Origin of the sequence: Streptomyces sp. NBC_00670, assembly GCF_036226765.1 — a bacterium.
GTDB lineage: Bacteria > Actinomycetota > Actinomycetes > Streptomycetales > Streptomycetaceae > Streptomyces.
This window is the reverse complement of sequence record NZ_CP109017.1, coordinates 5,753,817-5,776,309: the sequence shown is the minus strand read 5'-3', so window position 1 is coordinate 5,776,309 and position 22,493 is coordinate 5,753,817. Positions and strand designations below refer to the sequence as shown.

Here is a 22,493-nt window from a genome sequence, read left to right as displayed (position 1 = left end):
GCCCCGTCCTACAGACGCGGATCCACCGGTTCCGACTCCAGGGCCAGGATTCCGAAGACCGCCTCGTGGACCCGCCACAGGGGTTCGCCCTCGGCGAGGCGGTCGAGGGCCTCCAGGCCCAGGGCGTACTCGCGCAGTGCCAGGGACCGCTTGTGGTTGAGGAAGCGGTTGCGCAGGCGGGCGAGGTTGTCGGGGCGGGTGTACTCGGGGCCGTAGACGATCCGCAGGTACTCCCGGCCCCGGCACTTGATGCCGGGCTGGACCAGCCGGCCCTGCCCGTCGCGCACCACCGCGCCGACCGGCTTGACGACCATGCCCTCGCCGCCCCGCGCGGTCATCTCCAGCCACCAGTCGACCCCGGCCCGCACCGAGCCCTCGTCGCCCGTGTCGACGTACAGCCGGCGCGTGGTGGCGAGGAGCCCGCTCGTGTCGTGCTCGACCAGCCGGTCGAGCAGGGCGAGCTGCTCGTCGTGCGGGAGCGCGGCCAGGCTGCGGTCCTGTACGGCAAGGAGCTGGAAGGGGGCGAGCCGGACGCCGTCGAGCCCCTGCGTCGGCCAGCAGTAGCGCCGGTACGCCTCGGTGAACGCCTCCGCGTCCACCGCCCGCGCCCGCTGCCGCTCCAGCAGCGCGGCCACGTCGACACCCCGGCCCGCCGCGCCCTCCAGCGCGGCCAGCGCGGCCGGGAACACGGCCCCGGCGGCGGCGCCGACCGCCGCGTACTGGCCGCGCAGCAGCCCGGACGCCTTGAGCGACCACGGCATCAGCTCGGCGTCGAGCAGCACCCAGTCGGTCGCCAGCTCCTCCCAGAGCCCGGCCGCGCCGACCGCCGCGCGCAGCCGGGCGAGGATCAGCTCGGTGGTGGTCACGTCGGAGAAGAAGGGCCGTCCGGTACGGGTGTACAGCGCGCCCGTCGGCCCGTCCGCGCCGCCCGGGACGCCGAACCGCTTGCCGGCCGCCTCGGCGTCCCGGCAGACCAGGACGACGGCACGGGAGCCCATGTGCTTCTCCTCGCACACGACCCGCTCGACGCCCGCCTCCCGGTACTGCGCGAACGCCTCCTCCGGGTGCTCCAAGTAGCCGTCCCGGTGCGAGGTCGCCGTCGGCGCCATGGTCGGCGGCAGGTACGGCAGCAACCGGGGGTCGACGGCGAAGCGGCTCATGACCTCCAGTGCCGCCGCCGCGTTCTCCTCGCGCACCGCCACCCGGCCCGCGTACCGCGTCTCGACGGCCCGGCGGCCGTGCACGTCGGCCAGGTCCAGCGGCCGGCCCTCGTGGCCGCCGGGTGCCTCGGAGGCCAGCGGCTTCACCGGCTCGTACCAGACGCGCTCGGCGGGCACGTCGACCAGCTCGCGCTCCGGCCAGCGCAGCGCGGTGAGCCGGCCGCCGAACACGGCACCGGTGTCCAGGCAGAGCGTGTTGTTGAGCCACGTGGCCTTCGGCACCGGGGTGTGGCCGTAGACCACGGCCGCGCGGCCCCGGTACTCCTCGGCCCACGGGTAGCGCACGGGCAGCCCGAACTCGTCGGTCTCGCCGGTGGTGTCGCCGTACAGGGCGTGCGAGCGGACGCGGCCGGAGGTGCGGCCGTGGTACTTCTCGGGCAGCCCGGCGTGGCAGACGACGAGCTTCCCGCCGTCGAGGACGTAGTGGCTGACCAGCCCGTCGACGAACTCCCGCACCTCCCGCACGAACTCCTCGCTCTCGTCCGCCATCTGCGCGATCGTCTCGGCGAGTCCGTGGGTGTGCTGGACCTGCCGGCCGCGCAGATGGCGGCCGAACTTGTTCTCGTGGTTGCCGGGCACGCACAGCGCGTTGCCCGACTTCACCATGGACATCACCCGGCGCAGCACGCCCGGCGAGTCGGGACCGCGGTCGACGAGGTCGCCGACGAACACCGCCGTACGCCCCTCGGGGTGCACGCCGTCCGCGTAGCCCAGCTTCGCGAGCAGCGACTCCAGTTCGGCCGAGCAGCCGTGGACGTCGCCGACGATGTCGAACGGTCCGGTGAGGTGTGTCAGGTCGTTGAACCGCTTCTCGGTGACGACGGTGGCGTTCTCGATCTCCTCCACGCCCCGCAGGACGTGCACCTTGCGGAACCCCTCGCGCTCCAGGCGGCGTACGGAGCGGCGGAGTTCGCGGATGTGCCGCTGGATCACCCGGCGCGGCATGTCGGCGCGGTCGGTGCGCGCGGCGTTGCGCGCGGCGCACACCTCCTCGGGCACGTCGAGGACGACGGCGATGGGCAGCACGTCGTGCGCGCGGGCCAGGTCGATCAGGGCGCGGCGGGAGTCCTGCTGCACGCTGGTGGCGTCGACGACGGTACGGCGGCCGGCGGCGAGCCGCTTGCCGGCGATGTAGTGCAGCACGTCGAAGGCGTCGCGGGTGGCGCCCTGGTCGTTCTCGTCGTCGGAGACCAGCCCCCGGCAGAAGTCCGAGGAGATCACCTCGGTCGGCCTGAAGTGCCGCCGGGCGAACGTCGACTTGCCGGAGCCGGAGGCGCCGACGAGGACGACGAGGGAGAGGTCGGTGACGGGGAGGGCGCGGGGGCGGGTACGGCGGTCGGCCTGCGGGTCGGCCTGTCGGTTGTTCTCGGTCATGCCGCCTCTCCCTCCTTCTTCTCGTTCTGCTGGTTCGTGTGCCTCTGGTTCGTGTGCCGCTGGATGAAAACCGCCATCTGGGTGGGTGGGCCGACCTCGGGATCGTCCGGTCCCACGGGCTCGAACTCCACCGCGTAGCCGTGCCGTTCGGCCACCGCCTCCGCCCACGCGCGGAACTCCCGCCGGGTCCACTCGAAGCGGTGGTCGCCGTGGCGCACATGCCCGGCCGGGAGGCTCTCCCAGCGGACGTTGTACTCGACGTTCGGCGTGGTCACCAGGACCGTACGGGGCCGTGCCGCGCCGAACACCGCGTACTCCAGGGCGGGCAGCCGCGGCAGGTCCAGGTGCTCGATCACCTCGCTCAGGACGGCGGCGTCATAGCCCTTGAGCCGTTTGTCGGTGTAGGTCAGCGAGCCCTGGCGCAGCTGGACGCGCGCGGCCTGCCGCTCGCCCATGCGGTCCAGCTTGAGCCGGCGGGAGGCGATGGTGAGGGCCCGCACGGAGACGTCGACGCCGACGATCTCGGTGAAGCGCGGGTCCTTCAGCAGCGTCTGCACCAACTGGCCCTGACCGCAGCCGAGGTCGAGGACGCGGGCGGCGCCGTGGCGCCGGAGCGCGGCGACGATCGCCTCGCGGCGGCGCACGGCGAGCGGGGTGGGCCGCTCCTCCTGCTCGGTCTCGGCGGCGACCGCGTTGTCGATCTCCTCGACCTCGCTATCGTCCGTCTCCGCGAGCCGGACCAGCTCCAGCCGCTCCATGGCCTGCCGGGCCAGCGACCAGCGCCGGGTGAGGTAGCGGCCGACGATCAGCTTCTGCTCCGGGTGCGCGGGCAGCCAGCCCTCGCCGGCCCGCAGCAGCTTGTCGACCTCGTCGGACGACACCCAGTAGTGCTTGGCGTCGTCGAGGACGGGGAGCAGCACGTAGAGCTGGCGCAGCGCCTGGGCGAGGGTGAGGGTCTCGCCCTCCAGGACCAGGTGTACGTAGCGGGAGTCGCCCCACTCGGGGAAGGTCACGTCCAGGGCCACCGGGTCGGCGGTGACGGTCCAGCCGAGCGGCTCGAACAGGCGCCGGACCAGGGCCGGGCCGCCGCGGGCCGGGAGCGCGGGTATCTCCACGCGCAGCGGCAGCGGTTCGGCCGCGCGCTCGGGGCGGGCCTTGCAGACGCCGCGCAGGGCGGTGGAGAAGACGCTGCTCAGGGCGACGGCGAGGAGCGAGGAGGCGGCGTACGGGCGGTCGTTGACGTACTGGGCGAGCGCGGCGTCGGGCGCGCCGCCGCGGCCCTTGCCCTTGCTGCGCCGGACCAGCGCCACCGGATCGACCTCCAGGAGCAGCGCGGCCGTGCAGCGCCGTTCGTCCGCCTCGGGGTAGAGCACGTGGGCGGTGCCGTAGGAGGTGGAGAACGTCTGCGCGGCGTCGGGATGCTTGTGCAGCAGGTAGCCGAGGTCGGTCGCGGGGCGCTCGGGCGTGCCGGTGGTGCTGATCGTCAGGAACACGGGAATCGGACCTCGATACGGGGCCTGGAGAACGGGGCGTGAAGGGACGTGCGGCGACGGCGCGGTGCGACGCCGTGGTGGCGTCGCGGTGCGTCGTCGCGGGTACGCCGGTCACGGGACCCGTACTGGTGTTCCGGACCCGGCGTGCCGCCCAACGTACAGCGAACGGCACGCCGGTCATCAGCTATTTTCCGCCCTCCGGCCGGCCCTTCCGGGGCTCCGGCTCAGAGCTGGGCCTGCACCTGGTGCGCGATCAGCTCCAGGTGGTCGAGGTCGGAGAGGTCGAGGACCTGGAGGTAGAACCGGGTGGCGCCGACCTCCGCGTAGCGGCCGATCTTGTCGACGACCTCGGCCGGGGAGCCGGCCAGGCCGTTCTCCTTCAGCTCGTCGACCTCGCGGCCGATCGCGGCGGCGCGGCGGGCGACCTCGGCGTCGTCCTTGCCGACGCAGACGACGAGCGCGTTGGAGTACGTCAGCTCGTCGGCGTCACGGCCGGCGGCCTGGGCCGCCTCCCGGACCCGGCCGAACTGGCGTTCGCTGTCGGCGACGGAGGCGAAGGGGATGTTGAACTCGTCCGCGTACTGGGCGGCCAGGCGCGGGGTGCGGGTGGCGCCCATGCCGCCGATGAGCACGGGGATCTTCGACTGGGCGGGCTTGGGCAGCGCGGGCGAGTCGGTGAGGTCGTAGTGGGTGCCGTGGTGGCTGAACGTCTCGCCGGGCTTCGTGGCCCACAGGCCGGTGACGATCGCGAGCTGCTCCTCCAGCCGGGCGAACTTCTCCTTGGGGAAGGGGATGCCGTACGCCGTGTGCTCGTCCTCGTACCAGCCCGCGCCGAGACCGAGTTCGACCCGGCCGCCGGACATCTGGTCGACCTGGGCGACCTGGATGGCGAGCACGCCGGGCAGCCGGAAGGTGCCGGCGGTCATGAGCGTGCCGAGGCGGATACGGCGGGTCTCCCGGGCGAGCCCCGCGAGGGTGACCCAGGCGTCGGTGGGCCCGGGCAGCCCGTCGCCGTCACCCATCCTGAGGTAGTGGTCCGAACGGAAGAAGGCGTCGAACCCGAGTTCCTCCGTCGCCTTGGCGACGGCGAGGAGCGTGTCGTAGTCGGCACCCTGCTGGGGCTCGGTGAAGATGCGGAGGTCCATACGCTCCATCCTGCCTGGCGGCGGGGGTGGAGCGCGACGGGGGTGACCACGCGGCGGTTCTCCGCCCCCGCGCGCCCGCAGGGGCGCGGGAACCGCGCGACCAGCCACGACGCGCCGCGCACGACAACCCGCCCTCCGCCCCGGTCCCCCGTTCGTGCGAAGCACTCCCCGGCGGAACGGTTCGCCGCGCCCACCGCCGTCTACGTTCCCCGCATGCACCCGCCCCCGGCCCCCGCGCGGACCCCCACCACCCTCCGCCCCCACCTCACCGAACTCCACCTCTCCACCTACGCCGGCCACCGCCGCACCACCCTCCCGCTGGGCCGTCTCACCCTCCTCACCGGCCCCAGCGGCAGCGGCAAGTCCCGCGCCCTGGAGGCCTACGCCGCCCTCGCCCGCCTCGCCGCCGGCGCCGACCTCACGGAGGCGTTCCCGGCCCCGGCGACCTGCGTGCCCCGCACCGCCCGCCCCGACCCCCAGCACCGCCGCGGCTTCCGCATCGGCTGCACCGCCGACGGCCCCGCCGGTCCCGTCCGCCTCGACGTGGCCGTCCAGGTCGAACCCGAACTCCGCCTCGTCGGCGAACGGTTGACGTCCGACGGGCTGCCGCTGCTGCAGACCGCGCTGCGCGACCCCGGCCGCCGCGTCGTGCAGGCCGCCTGGCACACCGCCGGCGCCGTCCCGGTGACGAGGGGGCCGTTGCCCGACGACCGGCTCGGCACCGCCCTGCTCCCGCTGCGCGTGGCCGGGGGCACCGACGGTCAGCGCAGGGTGCTCGCGGCCGCCGAGCAGATGGTGGTGGCACTGCGCTCGGTCTTTCCCTGCGACCCGCGCCCCGAGCGGATGCGCGCCCCCGTGGCACCGGGCGGGGGCCGGCTGCTGTCCGGCTGCGACAACCTCGCCGACGTGCTGTTCCGCACCCGCGAAGAGTGCGGGCAGCGGCACGCGCTGCTGGTCGCCGCCGTCCGCGCCGGCACCGCGGGGACGGTGACCGGACTGCGGGTGGAGCACGGTGACGACGGCCTTCTCCGCGCCTGCGTCGACCGCGGCGAGGGCTCCCCGGCCACGCCGCTCGAACTGCTCGGCGACGGCGAACTGCGCCATCTCGCCCTCGCCCTGGTACTGCTCACCGGGCCCGGAGTCCTGGAGGTGGACCCCGTGGGGGAGGTCCCGGCGGCATTGCAGACGCTCACCGTGCTGGCGGACGGCCTCGACCGCTCCCTGGACCCGCACCAGCTGCGGGAACTGCTGCGGCTGGCGGTGCGGATGTGCGACCGCGGGCACATCCGGCTGATCGGCGCGGTCGCCGACGCCTCGCGGGTGGCCGGGGTGGAGGGCGTGACGGTGCTACACCTGGGCGCGTGAACGAACACCCGCATGAGGAACAGCCCCATGACCAACACCCGCCGGATCTGGCCCATTTGCAACGCCGGCTCGTGGACTTCGCGGCCGCGCGCGGCTGGTGGCCGCACCACACCCCGAAGAACCTGGCGGCCGCGCTGAGCGTGGAGGCGTCCGAACTGCTGGAGATCTTCCAGTGGCTGACACCGGAGCAGTCGGAACGGGTGATGACGGACCCCGAGACCGCGTTCCGGGTCCGGGACGAGGTCGCTGACGTGCTGGCGTATCTGCTCCAGCTCTGCGAGCGGCTGGACGTCGACCTGCTGACGGCGCTGGACGAGAAGATCGACCGCAACGAGATCCGCTTCCCCGCACCCGCCCCGGTGCCCGAACCGGGGACTGCCCCGGAGCCCGCCCCCGAGGCGTGAACCCCACCCTCCTTCGTCACTCCATGTAGTGATGATGTTGTCCACCATCGGCCCTCTGTCCACAGATTTCGGACGACCTCTGGCTTTTCGACTGGATGACCTTCACTCTGGGTAATGAACAAGGGAGTCGGGTGGGCGCGTGGCGAGCGCGCCGGAGGGAACGGGGGCAGCGCATGGACGCGGTGCGGCTCATCGTGGAGAGCAGGCGTGCCCTGACGGACAGCGAGGACGCCTTACGGATCACGGCGGAGGCGTGGCAGGCCTACGCCCTGGCGCAGGCGATCGGCAGCCGGCTCGCGGTGTCCGGCCCCCCGCAGCTCCGCGGCGAGGCGCTGGGGCTGACGGAACTGGCGGGCAGAGGGTGCGGGGTCCTGGACGCCCCGCCACCCCTCGTCGCCGATCTGCGCGCCGCGCACCTCACCGAACTGGGCGACGCGCGCAAGGCATTGCTGGAACTGGGCTCGCTGCTCGTGGAGGTGGCCATGTCACTGGTCGCCCTCGCGAGCACGGCGGGAGAGGAAGGGGCGTACTGGCAGTGCATGGAAGCGATCGACGCGGCGGACGAGTCCCGGGACCGTGTCCAGGAGATGCTCCGCCGTCTGGCACTGACGGAGGAGGAGCCCACCCGCTGGGACGCGGCACTGGGCTGACCCGGGCGCGGAGCCGTTCGGAACCACGGCGCCCCGCGCCCCGCGCCCCTACTGGGGCGGGGTGACCTCCGTGTCCGGTGGGGTGAGGAGGAAGACGTTCTTGTCGACCCGGTGCATGCCGCTGGCCAGGCCGAAGACGACTCCCGTGCTGAAGTCGAGGACGCGCTTGGCGACCTCCGTCTCCGCGTTGGTGAGATCGAGGAGGACCGGGACGCCGGCCATCAGCGTCTCGGCGACGTCGCGGGCGTCGGCGAAGACGTTGACCCGCAGGACGACGAACCGGCGCCTGGCCTCCGTCTCGGCCTCGGCGTAGGCCCGGTGGTCGTAGGAACGGTGGTCCACCGCCGACGGCCAGGCGTCCCGGCCACGCAGCGGCACGACCTGGGCGAGCCCTTCCCACTGTTCGTCGGTGACATCGTGGCTGTTCACCGGCCCTCCCCGTCGGCTCGCACTGGTCATCTGCACGGGCCAATTCTTACGCATCGTCACCCGATCGGCCGAACGCGACACGGTCCGCGACGCCCCCGGCATCGCGGCCGGTCTGCCGATCCGATGCGGTTCAGGTGGTTCTGACCAGTTTCAGAAGGTCCAGCATCACCGGGTCGATCACCCGGTACCGCACGATCCGCCCCTGCCGCTCCCCCGCCACCACCTCCGCCGTCCGCAGCAGCCGCAGCGCCTGCGAGACCGCCGGGTCGTTCATGCCCGTGGCGATGGCGAGGTCGGAGACGGCGAGCGGTCCCGTCCGGTCGAGGGCCAGCAGGAGGGAGAGCCGGCCGGGGTCGGCGAGCAGGGAGAAGCGGTCGGCCCAGGCGCGTACGGCCTCCGGCTCACCGATGGCGGCGATGGCCTCGCACACCCGGTGGCCGTCGATGGTGCGCCGGTCGGCACGGTCGGCGGGGACGAGATGCATGCGGGCATTGTTCCAGGCGGACGGCGGACGGTGGCCGGTTCCGGGGCTTTCGGATCGTCCTCGCGTGCTCCGCGGCGTCCGCGTGATCTGTGCCACCTGCCACACCTGCTCTGCGTGATCTGTCCCACCTGCAACACCTGCGCAGATATGCAGTCTTGCAGGTGTCGGCGGGCGCCCCCTATGGTGGCCGGGCCGTGGTGCTCGGGAAGACCGGTGCAGGCCCCTTTCGGGGGGTCGAGTCCGGAGCGGCCCTCGCCACTGTGATCGGGGAGTTCCCGTCCCGTGCCGCCCTCGGGTGGCGCCACTGGTCGTGCGCACGCACGGCCGGGAAGGTTGGGGCGGGCGCGTCGACCCGTCAGCCAGGAGACCGGCCACGGCATCTCACGAAGTGATCCACGAGGTGCTGGAGCGTGATGCGAAATGGCCCTGCCCGCGCGCCCTTCCGGGCGATCGTCCGCGACCCCCGCGGCCCCCACAGACCCCGCGACCCCCGCGGCCGACGCGGCCGCCGTCCCCACCGTCTCCTTCCGCTGGCGGCGTGAGGACACCGTCCGTACCGCCGGACTGCTGGCGGTGATCCTGGCCCTGCACGTGGTGGCGTTCGGGGTGCTGTTCCTGCTGGTGGTGCCCGAGCACTACGAGGTCGGCTCCAAGGCCTTCGGCATCGGGCTCGGCATCACCGCCTACACGCTCGGCATGCGGCACGCCTTCGACGCCGACCACATCGCGGCCATCGACAACACCACCCGCAAGCTCATGGCCGACGGCAAGCGTCCGGTGTCGGTCGGGTTCTGGTTCGCGCTCGGGCACTCCGGCGTGGTGGTCGCCATGGCCGCGCTGGTGGCGGGCGGCGCCGCGCTCGCCGGCACGCTGCTGGACGACGGCTCGCGCACGCACCAGGTGCTGGGCGTGGTCGGCACCACCGTCTCCGGCGGCTTCCTGTATCTGATCGCCGCCCTGAACCTGGTGGCGCTGCTCGGCATCCTGCGGGTGTTCCGGGCGATGCGGGCCGGCACGTACGACGAGGAGGCGCTGGAGGCGCATCTGGACTCGCGGGGGTTCATGAACCGGATCCTGGGCCGGCTCACCCGCTCCATCAGCCGTCCGGGGCAGATGTTCCCACTCGGCTTCCTCTTCGGGCTCGGCTTCGACACCGCGACCGAGGTGACGCTGATGGTGATGGCGGGCAGTGGTGCGGCCGCGGGGCTGCCGTGGTACGCGATCCTGTGCCTGCCGTTGCTGTTCGCCGCCGGGATGAGCCTGTTCGACACGCTGGACGGGACGTTCATGAACTTCGCCTACCAGTGGGCGTTCTCCAACCCGGTGCGCAAGGTGTTCTACAACCTGACGATCACGGGGTTGTCGATCGCCGTCGCGTTCGTGATCGGGACGATCGAGCTCGTTGGCGTGCTGCACGAGAAGCTGGATCTGACGGACTCCGTGACGGGGTGGATCGCGGGGCTGGATCTCGACAACGTCGGGTACGTGATTGCCGGGCTGTTCGTGGTGGTGTGGGCGTTGGCCATCGGGTACTGGCGGCTGGCTCGGGTCGAGCAGCGGTGGGGGCGGCCGCGGGCGGCCGACGGCGGGTGAGGGGGCACGGGGCTCCGCCCCGTTTCGCGCAGTTCCCCGCGCCCCTGATGTAACGCACGTGCCAGGTTGATTCGCTAGACACCGTTGCTTCTGCTGGCGATCTGGTGCCCTCTGCCTCGTATCTGCGAGAATATGATCAGGGTGGCCATGAGGTGTGACGCCCAGGCAGAGGGAGACCTTCAGTGATGACCCGTATGTCCCGCCGTGCTCGTCGGCGGGTGTTCGCCGGGGTCGGTGTCGCCGCCGTGCTGGTGGCGGCCGGTGCCTGTTCGTCCGATTCCGATTCCGGTTCCGGTTCCGGTTCCGATGACTCGGCGAAGGTCTCCGGGACGGTGACCGTGTTCGCGGCGGCCTCCCTCCAGGAGAGCTTCACCGCGCTGGGGAAGACGTTCGAGAAGCGGTACCCGGGCACGAAGGTCACCTTCAACTTCGGCGGCAGTGACAGCCTCGCCGCCGGGATCACCGGCGGCGCCCCCGCCGACGTGTTCGCCTCCGCCAGCCCGAAGACGATGAAGACAGTGACGGACGCCAAGGACGCGGCCGGTACGCCGTCGACCTTCGTGCGCAACCGTCTGGAGATCGCCGCCCTGCCCGGCAACCCCGACAAGATCTCCTCCCTGAAGGACCTGACGAAGTCGGGGCTCAAGGTCGTCCTGTGCGCCAAGACCGTGCCGTGCGGCGCGGCCGCGCAGACCGCGCTGGAGGCGAGCGGCCTGAAGCTCACCCCCGTCTCGTACGAGCAGGACGTCAAGAGCGCGCTGACGAAGGTGGAGCTGAAGGAGGCCGACGCGGCCGTCGTCTACCGCACCGATGTGAAGGCGGCGGGTGACAAGGTGGAGGGCGTGGAGTTCCCCGAGTCGGCCAAGGCCGTCAACGACTATCCGATCGTCCAGCTGAAGAACGCGGAGAACGCGGCCGGGGCGAAGGCGTTCATCGCCCTGGTGAAGTCGGCGGAGGGCCAGAAGGTGATGAGCGCGTCCGGGTTCCTCTCACCGTGACGGGCGGGCTTCGACGTGCGCGGCCGGTCCGGGGCGGCCGTCGCACGGGCGCCCCGCTGCCGGGCGGCCGACGCACCCGCGTCCCGCTGCCGGGCGGCCGTCGCACCGGCGCCCCGCTGCCGCTGCTGCTCCCTGCCCTGGTGGGCCTCCTTTTTCTCCTGCTGCCGCTGCTCGCGCTGCTGCTCCGGGCCCCGTGGCGCGATCTCCCGGACCAGCTCACCAGCGCGCAGGTCTGGCAGGCGCTGCGGCTCTCGCTGCTGAGCGCGACGGCCGCGACCGCCGTCAGTCTCGTCCTCGGCGTGCCGCTGGCCTGGCTGCTGGCCCGTACCGAGTTCCCCGGGCGCGGCCTGCTGCGGGCGCTGGTGACGCTGCCGCTGGTACTGCCGCCTGTGGTGGGCGGTGTGGCACTGCTGCTGGCACTCGGCCGCAACGGGGTGGTCGGGCAGTGGCTGGACGAGTGGTTCGGGGTCACGCTGCCGTTCACGACGACGGGCGTGGTGCTGGCGGAGGCGTTCGTGGCGATGCCGTTCCTGGTGATCAGCGTGGAGGGCACGCTGCGGGCGGCCGACCCGCGCTACGAGGAGGCGGCCGCCACGCTGGGGGCGTCCCGGTTCACCGCCTTCCGCCGGGTCACGCTGCCGCTGATCGCGCCCGGCGTGCTGGCGGGCGCGGTGCTGGCGTGGGCGCGGGCGCTGGGCGAGTTCGGGGCGACGATCACCTTCGCCGGCAACTTCCCCGGCCGTACGCAGACGATGCCGCTCGCGGTGTACCTGGCGCTCCAGAACGACCCGGCGGCGGCGATCGCGCTCAGCCTGGTGCTGCTCGCGGTGTCGATCGCGGTGCTGGCCGGGCTGCGCGACCGCTGGCTGACGGCGTCATGAGGACGGTGGGCGAACCGGTGGAGGCGGCACGGACCGACGAGGGTCTCGACGCGCGGCTGCTCGTCTCCCGCGGCTCCTTCCGTCTCGACGTCACGCTGACCGCCGCGCCCGGCGAGGTGGTCGCGCTGCTCGGCCCGAACGGCGCGGGCAAGACGACGGCACTGCGGGCGCTGGCGGGCCTGGTCCCCCTGTCCGACGACGGTGACGGTGGCAGCGGTGGCCGGCTGCGGCTGGACGGGGTGCCGCTGGACCGTACGCCGCCCGAGGCCCGCCCCGTCGGCGTCGTCTTCCAGGACTATCTCCTCTTCCCGCATCTGACCGCGCTGGACAACGTGGCGTTCGGGCCGCGCTGCCGGGGCGCGTCCAAGGCGGAGGCGCGGGCGCAGGCCGCCGAGTGGCTGGCGCGGCTGGGGCTGGCCGAGCACGCGGGCGCCAAGCCGCGCCGGCTCTCCGGCGGCCAGGCACAGCGGGTCGCGCTCGCCCGGGCGCTGGCGACCCGGCCCCGGCTGCTCCTCCTCGACGAGCCGCTGGCCGCGCTGGACGCCCGGACCCGGCTGGAGGTACGGGCCGAACTGCGGCGCCGGCTGGCCGAGTTCGAGGCGGTCGCGGTGCTCGTGACGCACGATCCGCTGGACGCGATGGTGCTCGCCGACCGGCTGGTGGTGGTGGAGGGCGGCCATGTGGTCCAGGAGGGCCTGCCGGCGGACATCGCCCGGCATCCCCGTACGGACTACATCGCGCGGCTGGTCGGACTGAACCTGTACCGGGGCGAGGCCGAGGGCCACACCGTACGGCTGCTCGACGGGGGGCCGTCGATCACGACGACGGAGGAGCTGTCCGGCCCGGCGTTCGTGGCGTTCCCGCCGAGCGCGGTCACGCTGCACAGCGAACGCCCGGTGGGGGCGAGTGCGCGGAACCTGTGGCGGTGCGAGGTGGCGGGCCTGGAGACCCACGCCGACCAGATCCGCGCGGACCTGACCGGCGACCTCCCCGTCCTGGCCGACCTCACGACGGTCTCCGCGGCCCAACTGGACCTGCGGCCCGGCGCGACGGTCTGGGCGACGGTGAAGGCGACGCAGACGCACGCGTATCCGGCGTGACGGGGGCGCGGAAGAGCTCGGGGGCGCGGTAGAGCTCGGGGGCGCGATAGAGCTCGGGGGCGCGATAGAGCTCGGGGGCGCGATAGAGCTCGGGGGCGCGATAGAGCTCGGGGGGATGGGGTTTGTTCGGCGGGTGCGGCTGCGTCGTGGCTTGTCGCGCAGTTCCCCGCGCCCCTTGAAAGCGGGGGGCGCCCCCTGCTTTCAAGGGGCGCGGGGAACTGCGCGAAACGGGGCGAAGCCCCGTGCCGGGGTCGAAGGGGCGGAAACCCTCCCCGCACTCACCCCCGCGCCACCCACACCCACACACCCTCGTACCGATGAACCGCCCACCCGTGGGCGAACCCCGGCGGAGGGGCGCCCGGCGCCGTGAGCGCCGCCACCGGCATCCGCGCAGCCGCCGCCACGATCTCCCCCGCCGTACTGTTCTCGTTGTGCCCGCCGACCTGCGCCGACGCACACCCCGCGTAGTACGCGACGGGAATCGCCTCACGCCCCGTCAGCAGACACGGCGCCCGCACGCCGAGCCCGTGCAGCGCGGCCGCCGTACGCGCCCACCCCCGCCGCCCCGCCGCCGACCGCTCCACCACCGAGTCGAGCACCGCGAGCTGCACCGCCAGGTGCCCCAGAAGCCCCGCCACGACCAGCGCCCGCGCAACCCCCGTACGCCACCCCCCGGACCCCGCGCTCACCAGCCGCAGCACCGCCACCGCGACCGGCAGCGCGAGCAGCGCGTACGCCGGGAGCAGGAAGCGCGGCGCGGCGTATCCGATCATGAGCAGGTAGGGGGCCGCGACGGTCGCGGCGCAGGCGACCGGCGTCAGGACGGCCGTCCCCCGCCGGGCGCGGACCGCGACGACGGTGCCGAGCGCGGCGAGCAGCGGCAGCGCGTACCACCACGCCGTGACCCCGACCGCCGGCAGCGGCCCGGCGCACGGCCGGCACAGGGTGCGTCCGGCGAGGCCGCGCAGCTGGTCGTCGAAGGCGAGGTTCCAGCCGAGGCCGCCCTGGATGCGGGAGGCGTCGGCCAGGCGCCGACCGAGTCCGCCGTAGGCGGCGTACGCCTCGACGACCCACTCGACGGCCCCCGCCGCCAGCCCGCCCGCCAGCACCAGGACGGGCATCGGACGCCGTGGACGGCGTACCACCGCGAGGACGAACAGCGGCACCGTCGCCCACACCGCGTCCGTCGGCCGCATCCACGCCATCAGGGCCGCGCTCACGCCGAGCCCGCACAGCGCGGCGCGGTCGTCGCCGTCGGCACGGGCGCGCAGGAAGCAGGCGGTCGCGGCGAGGGCGCCGTACGCGACCCACAGGTTGGGCATGGCCTGCGGGCCGTAGAAGAGGGTGACCCACAGGGTGGCGAAGAGGGCGCCCGCGAGGGTGAGGACGCGGGCCGGGAGCAGCTCGCGCCAGGCGCGCAGCGCGAGGTAGAGCCCGAGGCCGGAGAGCGCCGCGAGGTAGACGCGCAGCAGCACGGTGGACGACGTCCAGGAGGCGACCGGCGCGACCAGCAGCGCCACCCCGCGGGCGCGGGGCGCGCTGAAGAAGGCGGCCGGGGCATGGTCGCCGACCTGGCTGACGTACACGGTCTCGTCCCAGCCGAGCCCCAGGCCGGGCCGTACGAGGACGAGTTGCGCCACGGTGAACAGGGCGGCCACGGCCGCGAGCGGCAGCCGGCCGCGCCGCCGGAGCGGCCGGGGGTCGGCCGGACGGGGTGCCGACCGGCCGGCCCGGCGGCGGACGCCGACGAGCGTGTCGTACGCGTCCTGACGCACCGGGACCTCCACGGACACATGGCGAACCAGGACAAATTAACCCACGTCTCTCACGGGTGCAGCCCGGGAGTCGGGGGGACGTCCCGCGCGCACGTCGCGCGTCACTCGTACGAGGGCGTTTGGGAACTCTTTTACCTGGCACGGCAGTTGTGATCTTGACGGTCTCGACGTGAGTCAACGTGAGTGAAAAGGAGCGACACCGGCATGGTGTTCAAACGGCTGCTCGGAGCGATGGGCGTGGGCGGTCCCTCGGTGGACACGGTCCTGGACGGCGGCGACGGCGGCGTCGTACTGCCCGGGGGCACGCTGTCCGGGCAGGTCCATCTGGAGGGCGGCAGCGCGGCCGTGGAGATCGAGCACATCGCGCTGGAGCTGCTCGCGCGCGTGGAGGCCGAGCACGAGGAGGGGGAGAGCGAGGGCACGGTCGCGTTCGACCGGTTCGTGGTCGGCGGGGGCTTCCGGCTCGGCGAGGGCGAGCGGCGCAGCGTGCCGTTCCGTGTGACGGTGCCGTGGGAGACGCCGGTCACCGAGCTGTACGGGCAGCCGCTGGGCATCGTGCTGGGGGTGCGGACGGAGCTGGCGGTGGCCTCCGCCCGGGACAAGGGCGACCTGGACCCGCTGACCGTGGCGCCACTGCCGGTGCAGGAGGCCGTCCTGGAGGCGTTCGGGCAGCTGGGCTTCGGGTTCCGGTCGGCTGATCTGGAGTACGGCCACATCGGGGGGACGGGGCAGCGGCTGCCGTTCTACCAGGAGATCGAGCTGACCCCGGCGCCGGCGTACGCGCACGCGATGAACGAGATCGAGCTGACGTTCCTGGCCTCCCCCGCCGGGGTCGAGGTGGTCCTGGAGGCCGACAAGCGCGGTGGCCTCCTCTCCCCCGGCCACGACGCGCTGACGCGCTTCACGGTCGCCCACGGGGACGTCACCGTGCGGGACTGGGCCGCGGAGGTCGACGGCTGGGTCCGCCAACTGGTCGAACATCGCGAGGCCTACGGCTCGCACGCCTCGTACGGCCACGACGCCCCGTACGGCACGCACCACGACCACTACGGCCACCACGACAAACACGGCGCGGGCGGCCCGGGCGTCGGCACGGCGGTCGCCGCGGGCGCGGCGGGACTGGCGGTCGGCGTGGCCGGCGGCATGGTCGCGGCCGAAGTCGTCGACGAGATCGGCGACTTCTTCGAGGGAGACGACGACGGCGACGACGGGGGTGACGAGGACTGAGTCGGCCGGCGGGGCCGGTGGCGGGCGGGGCTGGGCCCGGATTCAGGTGTTGAGGAGGTCGTCGACCTCGTGGGCCCGGCGCAGCACCTCCTCGTGCCGGGGGTCTCCGAGGTCGTCAAGGACTTCGGAGAGGCCCACCAGCGCGGCGAACAGCAGCAGGGTGGGCTCGTCCCACTCCTCGCACGCGGCGACGAGCCGTTCGAGTTCCCCGCGCGCCTCCTGGTGGCGGCCGAGGCGGCGCAGGGCCTCGGCGCGGTTGAGCATGATCTGTTCGGTGCCGTAGCCGCCGGGCGGTCCGAGGGTCTGGGCCTCGGCGAGCATCGCGAGGACGTCCTCCGCCGTGGCCCGTGCGGTGGTGCCCTGTTCGGGGCTGTGGTGCAGGAGGTGGACGGAGTAGTCGTTGAGGACCATGACCAGGGCCTCGGCGTCCTCGTCGGCGCCGGTGTCCCGGTGGGCGCGACGGGCGGTCGTGAGGGCGTCGTCGAAGGCCCCGGCCGCCTGCCGGGTGCGCCCGGCACCGGCCAGGAGCGAGGCGTACAGATTGAGGGTCTGGGCGTGGTCGCCGTCGGTGCGGCCCGCTTCGGCGGCGAGGGCCCGCTCCATGGGTTCCAGTGCGGCGGCGGGACCGTCGACGGCGCGCAGGGCCATCGCGAGGTTGACGAGGTACGTCGCGTACTTGGCGGGGGCGGGGACGCCGGCGCGTTCGAGCAGGTGGACGGCGCGGCGGGCGGCGGTCAGCGCGGCGTCGTGGTCGTCGTCGCGGACCCGGTGGAAGACGGAGAGCCGGTCCATCAGGTCGGCGGCCTCCTGGAGTCCCTCGCCGTACTCCTCGGCGAGGGCCACGAGGTGCAGGACGTGGGGGTGGGCGTCGCGCCACTCGGGCCAGGAGTCGGGGTCGTGGGTGTCGCCGCGCAGGGCGACACCGAGGAACCGCAGGGCGAGGTTGGTCCAGCGGCGGCGCTCCGCGGGATCCAGGGCCCGGGCGGGGAGCGGTTGCATCAGCGGGGGCAGGGCGATCAGCCGGGTGTCGCCGCGTGCGGTCACGAGGAGCAGTCCCCGGTCGAGAAGCCGGCGCAGGGCGAGGGCCATCAGATGGGTGCTGCTGCCGAGGTCGCGCAGCGGCCCGGGCAGCGGGCCCCAGGCGTTGGCGAGGAAGGTCACGCGCAGTGGGTCGGGGGCGAGGATGCCGAGCAGGGTGAGCAGGTGGCGTTCGGGTTCCTGGCCGAGGTGCCCGAGCCGGCGCCACTCGTGGGCGAAGTGGGCGCGGGCGAGTTCGGCGTCGGCCGCGTCCTCCCGGGTGGGAAAGCGGTCCCGCAGGGCGGCCTGCACCTCGTGGTGGAGGGTGCGGATGCCGGGTTCGGCGCGGGCGGTCGGGCGGGCGCTGAGCCACATGCGGCCCTCGATCTTCTGCACGAGGTCCCGGCCGTCCAGCGGGGGTTCGATGTCGCCCCGCTGCGCGGTGCGGAGTTCGTCGAGCGGAACGCCGACGGCGACGTGCAGGCACCAGAGCACGAGTGCCTGGCCGGCGGCTCCGGCCAGGCCGCCGGGTACGACGGCGGGCGCGGTGTCGCGGGCCTGCTGCACCCCGCGCACGATCCGGTCGGCCAGCCAGCGGCCCCGCTCCAGCGCGGTGCGGCCCTCCTGGGGGCCGAACGCGGCGAACGCGGGCGCGCCGGCGAGCGCGCGCAGGGCCTCGTGCTCCTCCTCGCGCTCGTCACGCACCCCGTGCGCGACGACCGCGTGCACGAGCCGCAACCCGGCCCGGAGCAGCGGCCAGTAGCCGTCGGCAGGGCCGAGCGAGCCGGCGGGGCCGGCGAGGCCGGCGCTCTCCGGGCCGGCTCCGGCGCGCGGAGTACCGGCCTCGATGCGCGGAGCACGGGCCCCGGCCTCGATGCGCGGAGCAGGGGTCCCGGCTCGCGGAGTACCGGCCCCGGTGCCCGGCGTGGCGCCCGGCGTGACGCCCGAGGTGGCGCCCGGCCCGACGCCCGAGGTGGCACCCGGCGTGGCGTCCGGCGTGACGTCCGTCCCGGCGCTCGGCCGTGGGCGCCCCGGCGTTTTCACCTCGGGGGCGTTTTTTTCACCCCGGGGCCGGCGGTTCGATTCCGGCATGAGTACTTCCACCCCCGCTTCGCTGGGCGGGCGGCGGCCGTGCGGCCGGCCCGCTCCACGTGTCTTCATCAGCTACCGGACCGGTGACGAGCCCTTCGGCGCGGCTCTGATCGACACCGCGCTGTGCGCCCGTCTCGGGCCGGAGGCGGTCTTCCGCGCTCCCCGGTCGATCCCCCTCGGGGAGAACTTCGAGGACGCCATCCTCGGCGCCGTGCGGGGCTCCTCGGTCCTCCTGGCCGTGATCGGGCCCCGCTGGCTGGACGCGACCGGCCGGGACGGCGTGCCGCGCCTGCGGGATCCGGGCGACTGGGTGCGCCGGGAGCTCCTCGAGGCCTTCCACAGCGGGGTCCGGGTCGTGCCGGTGCTGCTGCACGCCAACCTACCGCAGGAGCAGGAACTGCCCCCGCCGCTCGCCCGGTTGAGCAGCCACCAGTACCTGCGGCTGCACCACCGCTACGCCCCGGCGGACCTGGCGCGGCTCGTCGAGGAGGTCGAGGTGCTGCTGGAGGACGGACCGGATCAGACGTGAGCAGCAGCCACCACGGACGCCCATTCTCCACCAGCATCGCCCAACAGGGCGGTTTTCATGGGTACTTCGGCGGACAAGGAGCCACTTCCGTCGATATCGTCCAGGCTCACCGCCTCAGGCAGGAGTACGACCATGCCGACCGTCCCCTTCGGGCATGCGCTGCGACTGCATCGGGTCAGGGCCGGACTGTCCCTGTCCGAACTCTCCGCACGCGTCCACTACTCGTCGCCCTACCTCAGCCGTCTGGAGTCCGGCGAACGCAGACCCAGCCCGGAACTGGCCCGCCTGTGCGACGTGGCGCTCGGCGCCGGCGGCGCGCTGGCCGGGCTGGTGGCGGCCCGCGAGCGGCCGGCCCCGGCCGACGGCACGACGCCGCCCGCCACATCGCGCACCGTCCCGCTCCTTTCGTCCGCCACTTCGCACACCGCGCCGATCCTCCCGCCCGCCGCCGTCTGCCCCGTCGCCCTCCCGGCCGCCGACGACGCGGAGGACATCCGTCCGGTCACCCATTACGCCCTCCATCTCGCCGAGTTGCGCCGTCTGGCGCAGCGTGTGTCACCGTCGGCCGTCCTCGGACAGCTCGGCACCGCGGTCGCGCTCCTGGAGACGCTGGCCCGCGCCGCGCACACCGCGGCGGTGCGCCGACAGTACGTCGAACTCCTCGCCTTCTACGCCGAGTTCGCCGGATGGATGGCGCAGGAGGCGGGCGACGAAGCGGCCGCCGAGCGGTGGATCGGGCGGACCGAAGCCCTGGCCACCGAGGCGGGCGCGGCGGACCTCGCCGACCACACCCTGATACGCCGGGCCTGTCTGGCGCTCTACCGGCGCGACGCCCGCAGTGTCGTCGAGTACGCCGTCGAGGCCGGGCGGCGCGCACCCGGCAGCCCTCGGGTACGCGGCCTGGCCGCCCTCCGCGAGGCACAGGGGCTCGCCCTGGCCGGCCGCGCGGAGGCGTGCGACGGCGCACTGCGCCGTGCGGCCGGGCTGCTCGGCACGGCGGGACACTCACGGCCGCCCGCCCTGGCCGTCGGTTCCGAGGTCACCCACCGGCTGCCCGCCCTGGTCGACGGCTGGTGCCTGCACGACCTGGGCCGGCCGGAGGAGGCCGCGGAGCGGCTCCACGACGGCCTGCTCCTCGTCCCCGTCCGCTCCGAGCGGCTCCGCTCGCTCTTCACCGCCCGGCTCGCCCTGAGCCTCGCCGCCTGCGGCCGACTGGAGGCGCTCGTTCCGGTGGTGGACGCCCTGCTGAAGGGGTCGGCCGGCCTGTGCTCGCACACCGTCCGCAGTGAACTGCGGCTGCTCGCCGTGTCGTTGCGCCGCCGGTACCACCGTCCCGACATGCGCGAACTCCACGCCCGGGTCACCGCCGCGCTGCACTGCGCCGGCTGCGCCCCCTCTATCTGACTTGGCAACAGGCAACGCCGCTACGGCACTTCCGTACGCCTTTACGCTCATTGCCTCCATCGGGCGACGTCCTCGTACGGCCCACGAATCTCAGGGGTACACGGCATGGGAAGCAAGCAGTCTCGGCTGAGCACGGCACTCACGGTGAAGGAGTGCGCCGATGTGTTCCGCACCGGCGCGGCACAGGCGCGCGGCATCGGTTCCATGCTCGGCGGCATGGGCGCCAAGCTGACGGGCAAGGACAACAGCGGATTCTTCACCCCGACCAACGACTCGCCGTTCGCGAGCCTGGACGACGACCCGCCGGACTTCATGGTGGGCGTCTTCGTGCCGAAGTTCGCGGCGGGGGCCCAGGGGAACGGCACGGCGGTGCACATGTACGTGTGGGACCGGGGCACGACCCGTGCGGTCGAGGTCTACTCGCCGCACGGCATGGGCGGCGGCATGCACGCGCGCAAGCTCGTCACGAAGGTCACCGACGCGTTCACCGACGCCGACCCGTCCTGCCGGGTGACGGCGGCCTGACTTCACGCGGCGGAGGCCCGGGGGGGGCGGAGAGCGGGGGACGGCCGGGGGGCGGTGGCATGCCACCGTCCCCCGGCCGCGTTCATCCGTGCGACGACAGTTCCAGTTCCGCCCGGACCGTCTTGCCGACGGGGACGCGGTCCAGGACCGTCCAGCGGGTTGCGAGGGCGGTGACGAGGAGCAGGCCACGGCCGCCCTCCGTGGCCGGGTCGGCGGTGGTCACCGTCTCCGGGGGTGGCGGGCGGCGTTCGCCGCGGGTGTCCGACACGTCGATCACCAGCGTGTGCGGGTCCAGTCGCAGCACCACCTCGATGTCCCGGCTCGGTACGCACCCGTGCGTCACTGCGTTCGCCGCCAGCTCGGCCACGAGCAGCGCGGCCGTGTCGGACACGGCCGAGCCGTACGGGATGCCCCACGCGTCCAGTCGGTGCACGGCGAGATACCGGGCCAGGCGGGCGCCGCGCGGTGTGGAGCTGAACCGCTGCGTGAACACACGTACGGTAACCGGGGGCCTGTCCATGGGGGTTGGTCGCATGCGGCCCATCTGACCTGCGGTGCCATTCCCTACACCAGATCGGCCACCCATACGCTCGGTCAGCGTATGAGTACGCTCGGTGGACAGTGGGGGTCACCATCCGTGACCATGCCGCCGTTGGGGTGGTTGGTGGGTTGGATGCGCGGGAGGTGTCCTCATGGTGGACAGCACGGGTGGTATCGGCTCCGGAAACAGCGAACCGGAGGTCTCCGACAGCCTCAGGACGTTCGGCGAGGTCGTCAAGGCCTTCCGCCGACGAGCGGGTCTCACACAGGAACAGTTCGCGCCGGCGGTCCGGTACTCCGTACCGACCGTCGCCGCGATCGAGCAGGGCAGGCGGTTCCCGCCGAGGGACTTCGTCGAGCGTGCGGAGGAGGTCCTCGACGGGTTCGGTGCGCTGCGCAACGCGTCACGGCACGTCTCGCGCCGACCTGGGCTGGCGAGTTGGTTCCGCCAGTGGGCCCACCTGGAGGCGGAGGCGGTGAGTCTGTACACGTACGAATGCCGTCTGGTTCCGGGCCTGTTGCAGACGGAGGCGTACGCGCGGACGTTGTTCGACAACCAGCTTCCGCCGCTGGGTGACGAGCAGATCGAGGTTCAGTGGATGGCTCGTGCGGAGCGGCAGCGGCTGCTGCGAGAGCGGCCCAACACGGCGTTCAGCTTCATCCTGGAGGAGCAGGTGTTCGTGCGGCGCACGGGCGGGGTAGAGCTGACGCGGGAACTCATCGAACACGTACTGGAGTTGTCCGGCCTTCGGAACGTGGAGGTGCAGGTGATGCCGCAGGTGCGGGAGAGCCATGCGGGGCTCGATGGCCCGATGCAGCTGCTGGAGACCTCGGAGAACAAGTGGCTCGCCTACGCCGAGGGGCAGGAGAGCGGACAGTTCATCCGTGACTCCAAGGTCGTCAGCATGCTCCAAATGCGGTATGCCAGGATGCGTTCGCAGGCGCTGTCCCTGGACGACTCCGTGAGCCTGTTGCATCGAATGCGAGGAGCGCTGTGAACGGTACCGAGTTGAACTGGTTCAAGAGCAGTTACAGCAGCGGCGGGTCCGGCGACTGCGTCGAAGTCGCCCTGGATTGGCACAAGTCCAGCTACAGCAGCAGCGGATCCGGCGACTGCGTCGAGGTCGCCCCCTGCCCCGACGCCATCCACGTGCGTGACTCCAAGGTGCCAGACGGTGGGCAGTTCGCCGTTTCCTCGGATGCCTGGGGCCACTTCCTCCCGTACGCCGCGCGAACCTGACCCACCCC

21 protein-coding genes and 1 riboswitch are annotated in these 22,493 nt (G+C 73.3%); of the genes, 13 read left to right on the top strand and 8 right to left on the bottom strand.

The genetic code is table 11. From position 1 onward, the window contains the following. Positions 1 to 8 precede the first annotated feature (8 nt). From OIE12_RS25625 to OIE12_RS25615, 3 genes are all read right to left on the bottom strand, one after another. Positions 9 to 2,594 (bottom strand): polynucleotide kinase-phosphatase, encoded by a 2,586-nt coding sequence (locus OIE12_RS25625; protein ID WP_329139156.1) that lies wholly within the window; start codon positions 2,592 to 2,594, stop codon positions 9 to 11. Further along, positions 2,591 to 4,087: a 3' terminal RNA ribose 2'-O-methyltransferase Hen1 gene (locus OIE12_RS25620; protein ID WP_329139154.1), complete on the bottom strand. Its 1,497-nt coding sequence runs from the start codon at positions 4,085 to 4,087 to the stop codon at positions 2,591 to 2,593. The genes OIE12_RS25625 and OIE12_RS25620 overlap by 4 nt, the downstream gene beginning before the upstream one ends. A gap of 224 nt (positions 4,088 to 4,311) precedes the next feature. Then, complete coding sequence (locus tag OIE12_RS25615; protein WP_329139153.1) at positions 4,312 to 5,232, bottom strand: LLM class F420-dependent oxidoreductase; 921 nt, start codon at positions 5,230 to 5,232, stop codon at positions 4,312 to 4,314. A 213-nt stretch (positions 5,233 to 5,445) separates the two neighbouring features. On the opposite strand from OIE12_RS25615, the gene OIE12_RS25610 reads away from it, so the two are divergent. From OIE12_RS25610 to OIE12_RS25600, 3 genes are all read left to right on the top strand, one after another. After that, on the top strand, positions 5,446 to 6,597 hold the full coding sequence (locus OIE12_RS25610; protein WP_329139151.1) for an ATP-binding protein: 1,152 nt from the start codon (positions 5,446 to 5,448) through the stop codon (positions 6,595 to 6,597). Beyond that, positions 6,594 to 7,001, top strand: a complete 408-nt coding sequence (locus OIE12_RS25605; protein ID WP_329139149.1) for a nucleotide pyrophosphohydrolase — start codon at positions 6,594 to 6,596, stop codon at positions 6,999 to 7,001. The genes OIE12_RS25610 and OIE12_RS25605 overlap by 4 nt, the downstream gene beginning before the upstream one ends. A gap of 173 nt (positions 7,002 to 7,174) precedes the next feature. Further along, positions 7,175 to 7,651, top strand: a complete 477-nt coding sequence (locus OIE12_RS25600) for a DUF6099 family protein (RefSeq protein WP_329139147.1) — start codon at positions 7,175 to 7,177, stop codon at positions 7,649 to 7,651. A gap of 48 nt (positions 7,652 to 7,699) precedes the next feature. Here OIE12_RS25600 and OIE12_RS25595 read toward each other — a convergent pair whose 3' ends face one another. Then, a complete protein-coding gene (locus tag OIE12_RS25595) occupies positions 7,700 to 8,110 on the bottom strand; it encodes a cell division protein SepF (RefSeq protein WP_329142205.1) in 411 nt (136 codons plus the stop codon). Positions 8,111 to 8,210: 100 nt separating this feature from the next. Beyond that, entirely contained in the window at positions 8,211 to 8,564 is a 354-nt protein-coding gene (locus OIE12_RS25590; RefSeq protein WP_030381086.1) for an ArsR/SmtB family transcription factor, read from the bottom strand. A 178-nt stretch (positions 8,565 to 8,742) separates the two neighbouring features. Beyond that, positions 8,743 to 8,954: riboswitch (cobalamin riboswitch) on the top strand. A gap of 30 nt (positions 8,955 to 8,984) precedes the next feature. On the opposite strand from OIE12_RS25590, the gene OIE12_RS25585 reads away from it, so the two are divergent. From OIE12_RS25585 to OIE12_RS25570, 4 genes are all read left to right on the top strand, one after another. Next, positions 8,985 to 10,157, top strand: coding sequence for a HoxN/HupN/NixA family nickel/cobalt transporter (locus OIE12_RS25585; RefSeq protein WP_329139145.1), 1,173 nt, complete (start codon positions 8,985 to 8,987; stop codon positions 10,155 to 10,157). 185 nt (positions 10,158 to 10,342) lie between these two features. Next, positions 10,343 to 11,155 (top strand): molybdate ABC transporter substrate-binding protein, encoded by an 813-nt coding sequence (gene modA, locus OIE12_RS25580; protein ID WP_329139144.1) that lies wholly within the window; start codon positions 10,343 to 10,345, stop codon positions 11,153 to 11,155. Between the two features lie 56 nt (positions 11,156 to 11,211). Further along, positions 11,212 to 12,036, top strand: coding sequence for a molybdate ABC transporter permease subunit (modB, locus tag OIE12_RS25575; protein ID WP_329142203.1), 825 nt, complete (start codon positions 11,212 to 11,214; stop codon positions 12,034 to 12,036). Further along, positions 12,033 to 13,136: an ABC transporter ATP-binding protein gene (locus tag OIE12_RS25570; RefSeq protein ID WP_329139142.1), complete on the top strand. Its 1,104-nt coding sequence runs from the start codon at positions 12,033 to 12,035 to the stop codon at positions 13,134 to 13,136. Before modB ends, OIE12_RS25570 begins: the two co-directional genes overlap by 4 nt. A 278-nt stretch (positions 13,137 to 13,414) precedes the next feature. Here OIE12_RS25570 and OIE12_RS25565 read toward each other — a convergent pair whose 3' ends face one another. Continuing rightward, positions 13,415 to 14,911, bottom strand: a complete 1,497-nt coding sequence (locus OIE12_RS25565; RefSeq protein ID WP_443053902.1) for a hypothetical protein — start codon at positions 14,909 to 14,911, stop codon at positions 13,415 to 13,417. A 204-nt stretch (positions 14,912 to 15,115) separates the two neighbouring features. Here OIE12_RS25565 and OIE12_RS25560 point away from each other — a divergent pair, with 204 nt between their 5' ends. Beyond that, positions 15,116 to 16,138 carry a sporulation protein gene (locus OIE12_RS25560; RefSeq protein WP_329139140.1) on the top strand — a complete coding sequence of 341 codons (1,023 nt, stop codon included), beginning with the start codon at positions 15,116 to 15,118 and terminating at the stop codon, positions 16,136 to 16,138. 42 nt (positions 16,139 to 16,180) lie between these two features. Here OIE12_RS25560 and OIE12_RS25555 read toward each other — a convergent pair whose 3' ends face one another. Next, the gene (locus OIE12_RS25555) at positions 16,181 to 18,199 is read right to left on the bottom strand and encodes a hypothetical protein (protein WP_329139138.1); all 2,019 of its coding nucleotides are present in this window, start codon (positions 18,197 to 18,199) and stop codon (positions 16,181 to 16,183) included. A 46-nt stretch (positions 18,200 to 18,245) separates the two neighbouring features. Between OIE12_RS25555 and OIE12_RS25550 the strand changes: the two genes are divergently transcribed. From OIE12_RS25550 to OIE12_RS25540, 3 genes are all read left to right on the top strand, one after another. Further along, positions 18,246 to 18,776 carry a toll/interleukin-1 receptor domain-containing protein gene (locus OIE12_RS25550; protein WP_329139136.1) on the top strand — a complete coding sequence of 177 codons (531 nt, stop codon included), beginning with the start codon at positions 18,246 to 18,248 and terminating at the stop codon, positions 18,774 to 18,776. 132 nt (positions 18,777 to 18,908) lie between these two features. Then, on the top strand, positions 18,909 to 20,180 hold the full coding sequence (locus OIE12_RS25545; protein WP_329139134.1) for a helix-turn-helix transcriptional regulator: 1,272 nt from the start codon (positions 18,909 to 18,911) through the stop codon (positions 20,178 to 20,180). Between the two features lie 105 nt (positions 20,181 to 20,285). Beyond that, a complete protein-coding gene (locus OIE12_RS25540) occupies positions 20,286 to 20,705 on the top strand; it encodes a hypothetical protein (protein ID WP_329139132.1) in 420 nt (139 codons plus the stop codon). Between the two features lie 82 nt (positions 20,706 to 20,787). Here OIE12_RS25540 and OIE12_RS25535 read toward each other — a convergent pair whose 3' ends face one another. Continuing rightward, a complete protein-coding gene (locus OIE12_RS25535) occupies positions 20,788 to 21,240 on the bottom strand; it encodes an ATP-binding protein (RefSeq protein ID WP_329139131.1) in 453 nt (150 codons plus the stop codon). 157 nt (positions 21,241 to 21,397) lie between these two features. On the opposite strand from OIE12_RS25535, the gene OIE12_RS25530 reads away from it, so the two are divergent. Together OIE12_RS25530 and OIE12_RS25525 are read left to right on the top strand one after the other, a co-directional pair. Further along, positions 21,398 to 22,243, top strand: a complete 846-nt coding sequence (locus tag OIE12_RS25530) for a helix-turn-helix domain-containing protein (RefSeq protein WP_329139129.1) — start codon at positions 21,398 to 21,400, stop codon at positions 22,241 to 22,243. Beyond that, a complete protein-coding gene (locus OIE12_RS25525; protein WP_329139127.1) occupies positions 22,240 to 22,485 on the top strand; it encodes a DUF397 domain-containing protein in 246 nt (81 codons plus the stop codon). The genes OIE12_RS25530 and OIE12_RS25525 overlap by 4 nt, the downstream gene beginning before the upstream one ends. The last annotated feature ends 8 nt before the right edge of the window (positions 22,486 to 22,493 follow it).

Excerpts from the sequence above, each read along its gene's own strand:
- OIE12_RS25625 (WP_329139156.1), bottom strand. The coding sequence starts at position 2,594 with ATGACCGAGAACAACCGACAGGCCGACCCGCAGGCCGACCGCCGTACC.
- OIE12_RS25615 (WP_329139153.1), bottom strand. The coding sequence starts at position 5,232 with ATGGACCTCCGCATCTTCACCGAGCCCCAGCAGGGTGCCGACTACGAC.
- OIE12_RS25610 (WP_329139151.1), top strand. The coding sequence starts at position 5,446 with ATGCACCCGCCCCCGGCCCCCGCGCGGACCCCCACCACCCTCCGCCCC.
- OIE12_RS25600 (WP_329139147.1), top strand. The coding sequence starts at position 7,175 with ATGGACGCGGTGCGGCTCATCGTGGAGAGCAGGCGTGCCCTGACGGAC.
- OIE12_RS25595 (WP_329142205.1), bottom strand. The coding sequence starts at position 8,110 with ATGACCAGTGCGAGCCGACGGGGAGGGCCGGTGAACAGCCACGATGTC.
- OIE12_RS25590 (WP_030381086.1), bottom strand. The coding sequence starts at position 8,564 with ATGCATCTCGTCCCCGCCGACCGTGCCGACCGGCGCACCATCGACGGC.
- OIE12_RS25585 (WP_329139145.1), top strand. The coding sequence starts at position 8,985 with ATGGCCCTGCCCGCGCGCCCTTCCGGGCGATCGTCCGCGACCCCCGCG.
- modA (WP_329139144.1), top strand. The coding sequence starts at position 10,343 with ATGACCCGTATGTCCCGCCGTGCTCGTCGGCGGGTGTTCGCCGGGGTC.
- OIE12_RS25570 (WP_329139142.1), top strand. The coding sequence starts at position 12,033 with ATGAGGACGGTGGGCGAACCGGTGGAGGCGGCACGGACCGACGAGGGT.
- OIE12_RS25560 (WP_329139140.1), top strand. The coding sequence starts at position 15,116 with ATGGTGTTCAAACGGCTGCTCGGAGCGATGGGCGTGGGCGGTCCCTCG.
- OIE12_RS25550 (WP_329139136.1), top strand. The coding sequence starts at position 18,246 with ATGAGTACTTCCACCCCCGCTTCGCTGGGCGGGCGGCGGCCGTGCGGC.
- OIE12_RS25545 (WP_329139134.1), top strand. The coding sequence starts at position 18,909 with ATGCCGACCGTCCCCTTCGGGCATGCGCTGCGACTGCATCGGGTCAGG.
- OIE12_RS25540 (WP_329139132.1), top strand. The coding sequence starts at position 20,286 with ATGGGAAGCAAGCAGTCTCGGCTGAGCACGGCACTCACGGTGAAGGAG.
- OIE12_RS25535 (WP_329139131.1), bottom strand. The coding sequence starts at position 21,240 with ATGCGACCAACCCCCATGGACAGGCCCCCGGTTACCGTACGTGTGTTC.
- OIE12_RS25530 (WP_329139129.1), top strand. The coding sequence starts at position 21,398 with ATGGTGGACAGCACGGGTGGTATCGGCTCCGGAAACAGCGAACCGGAG.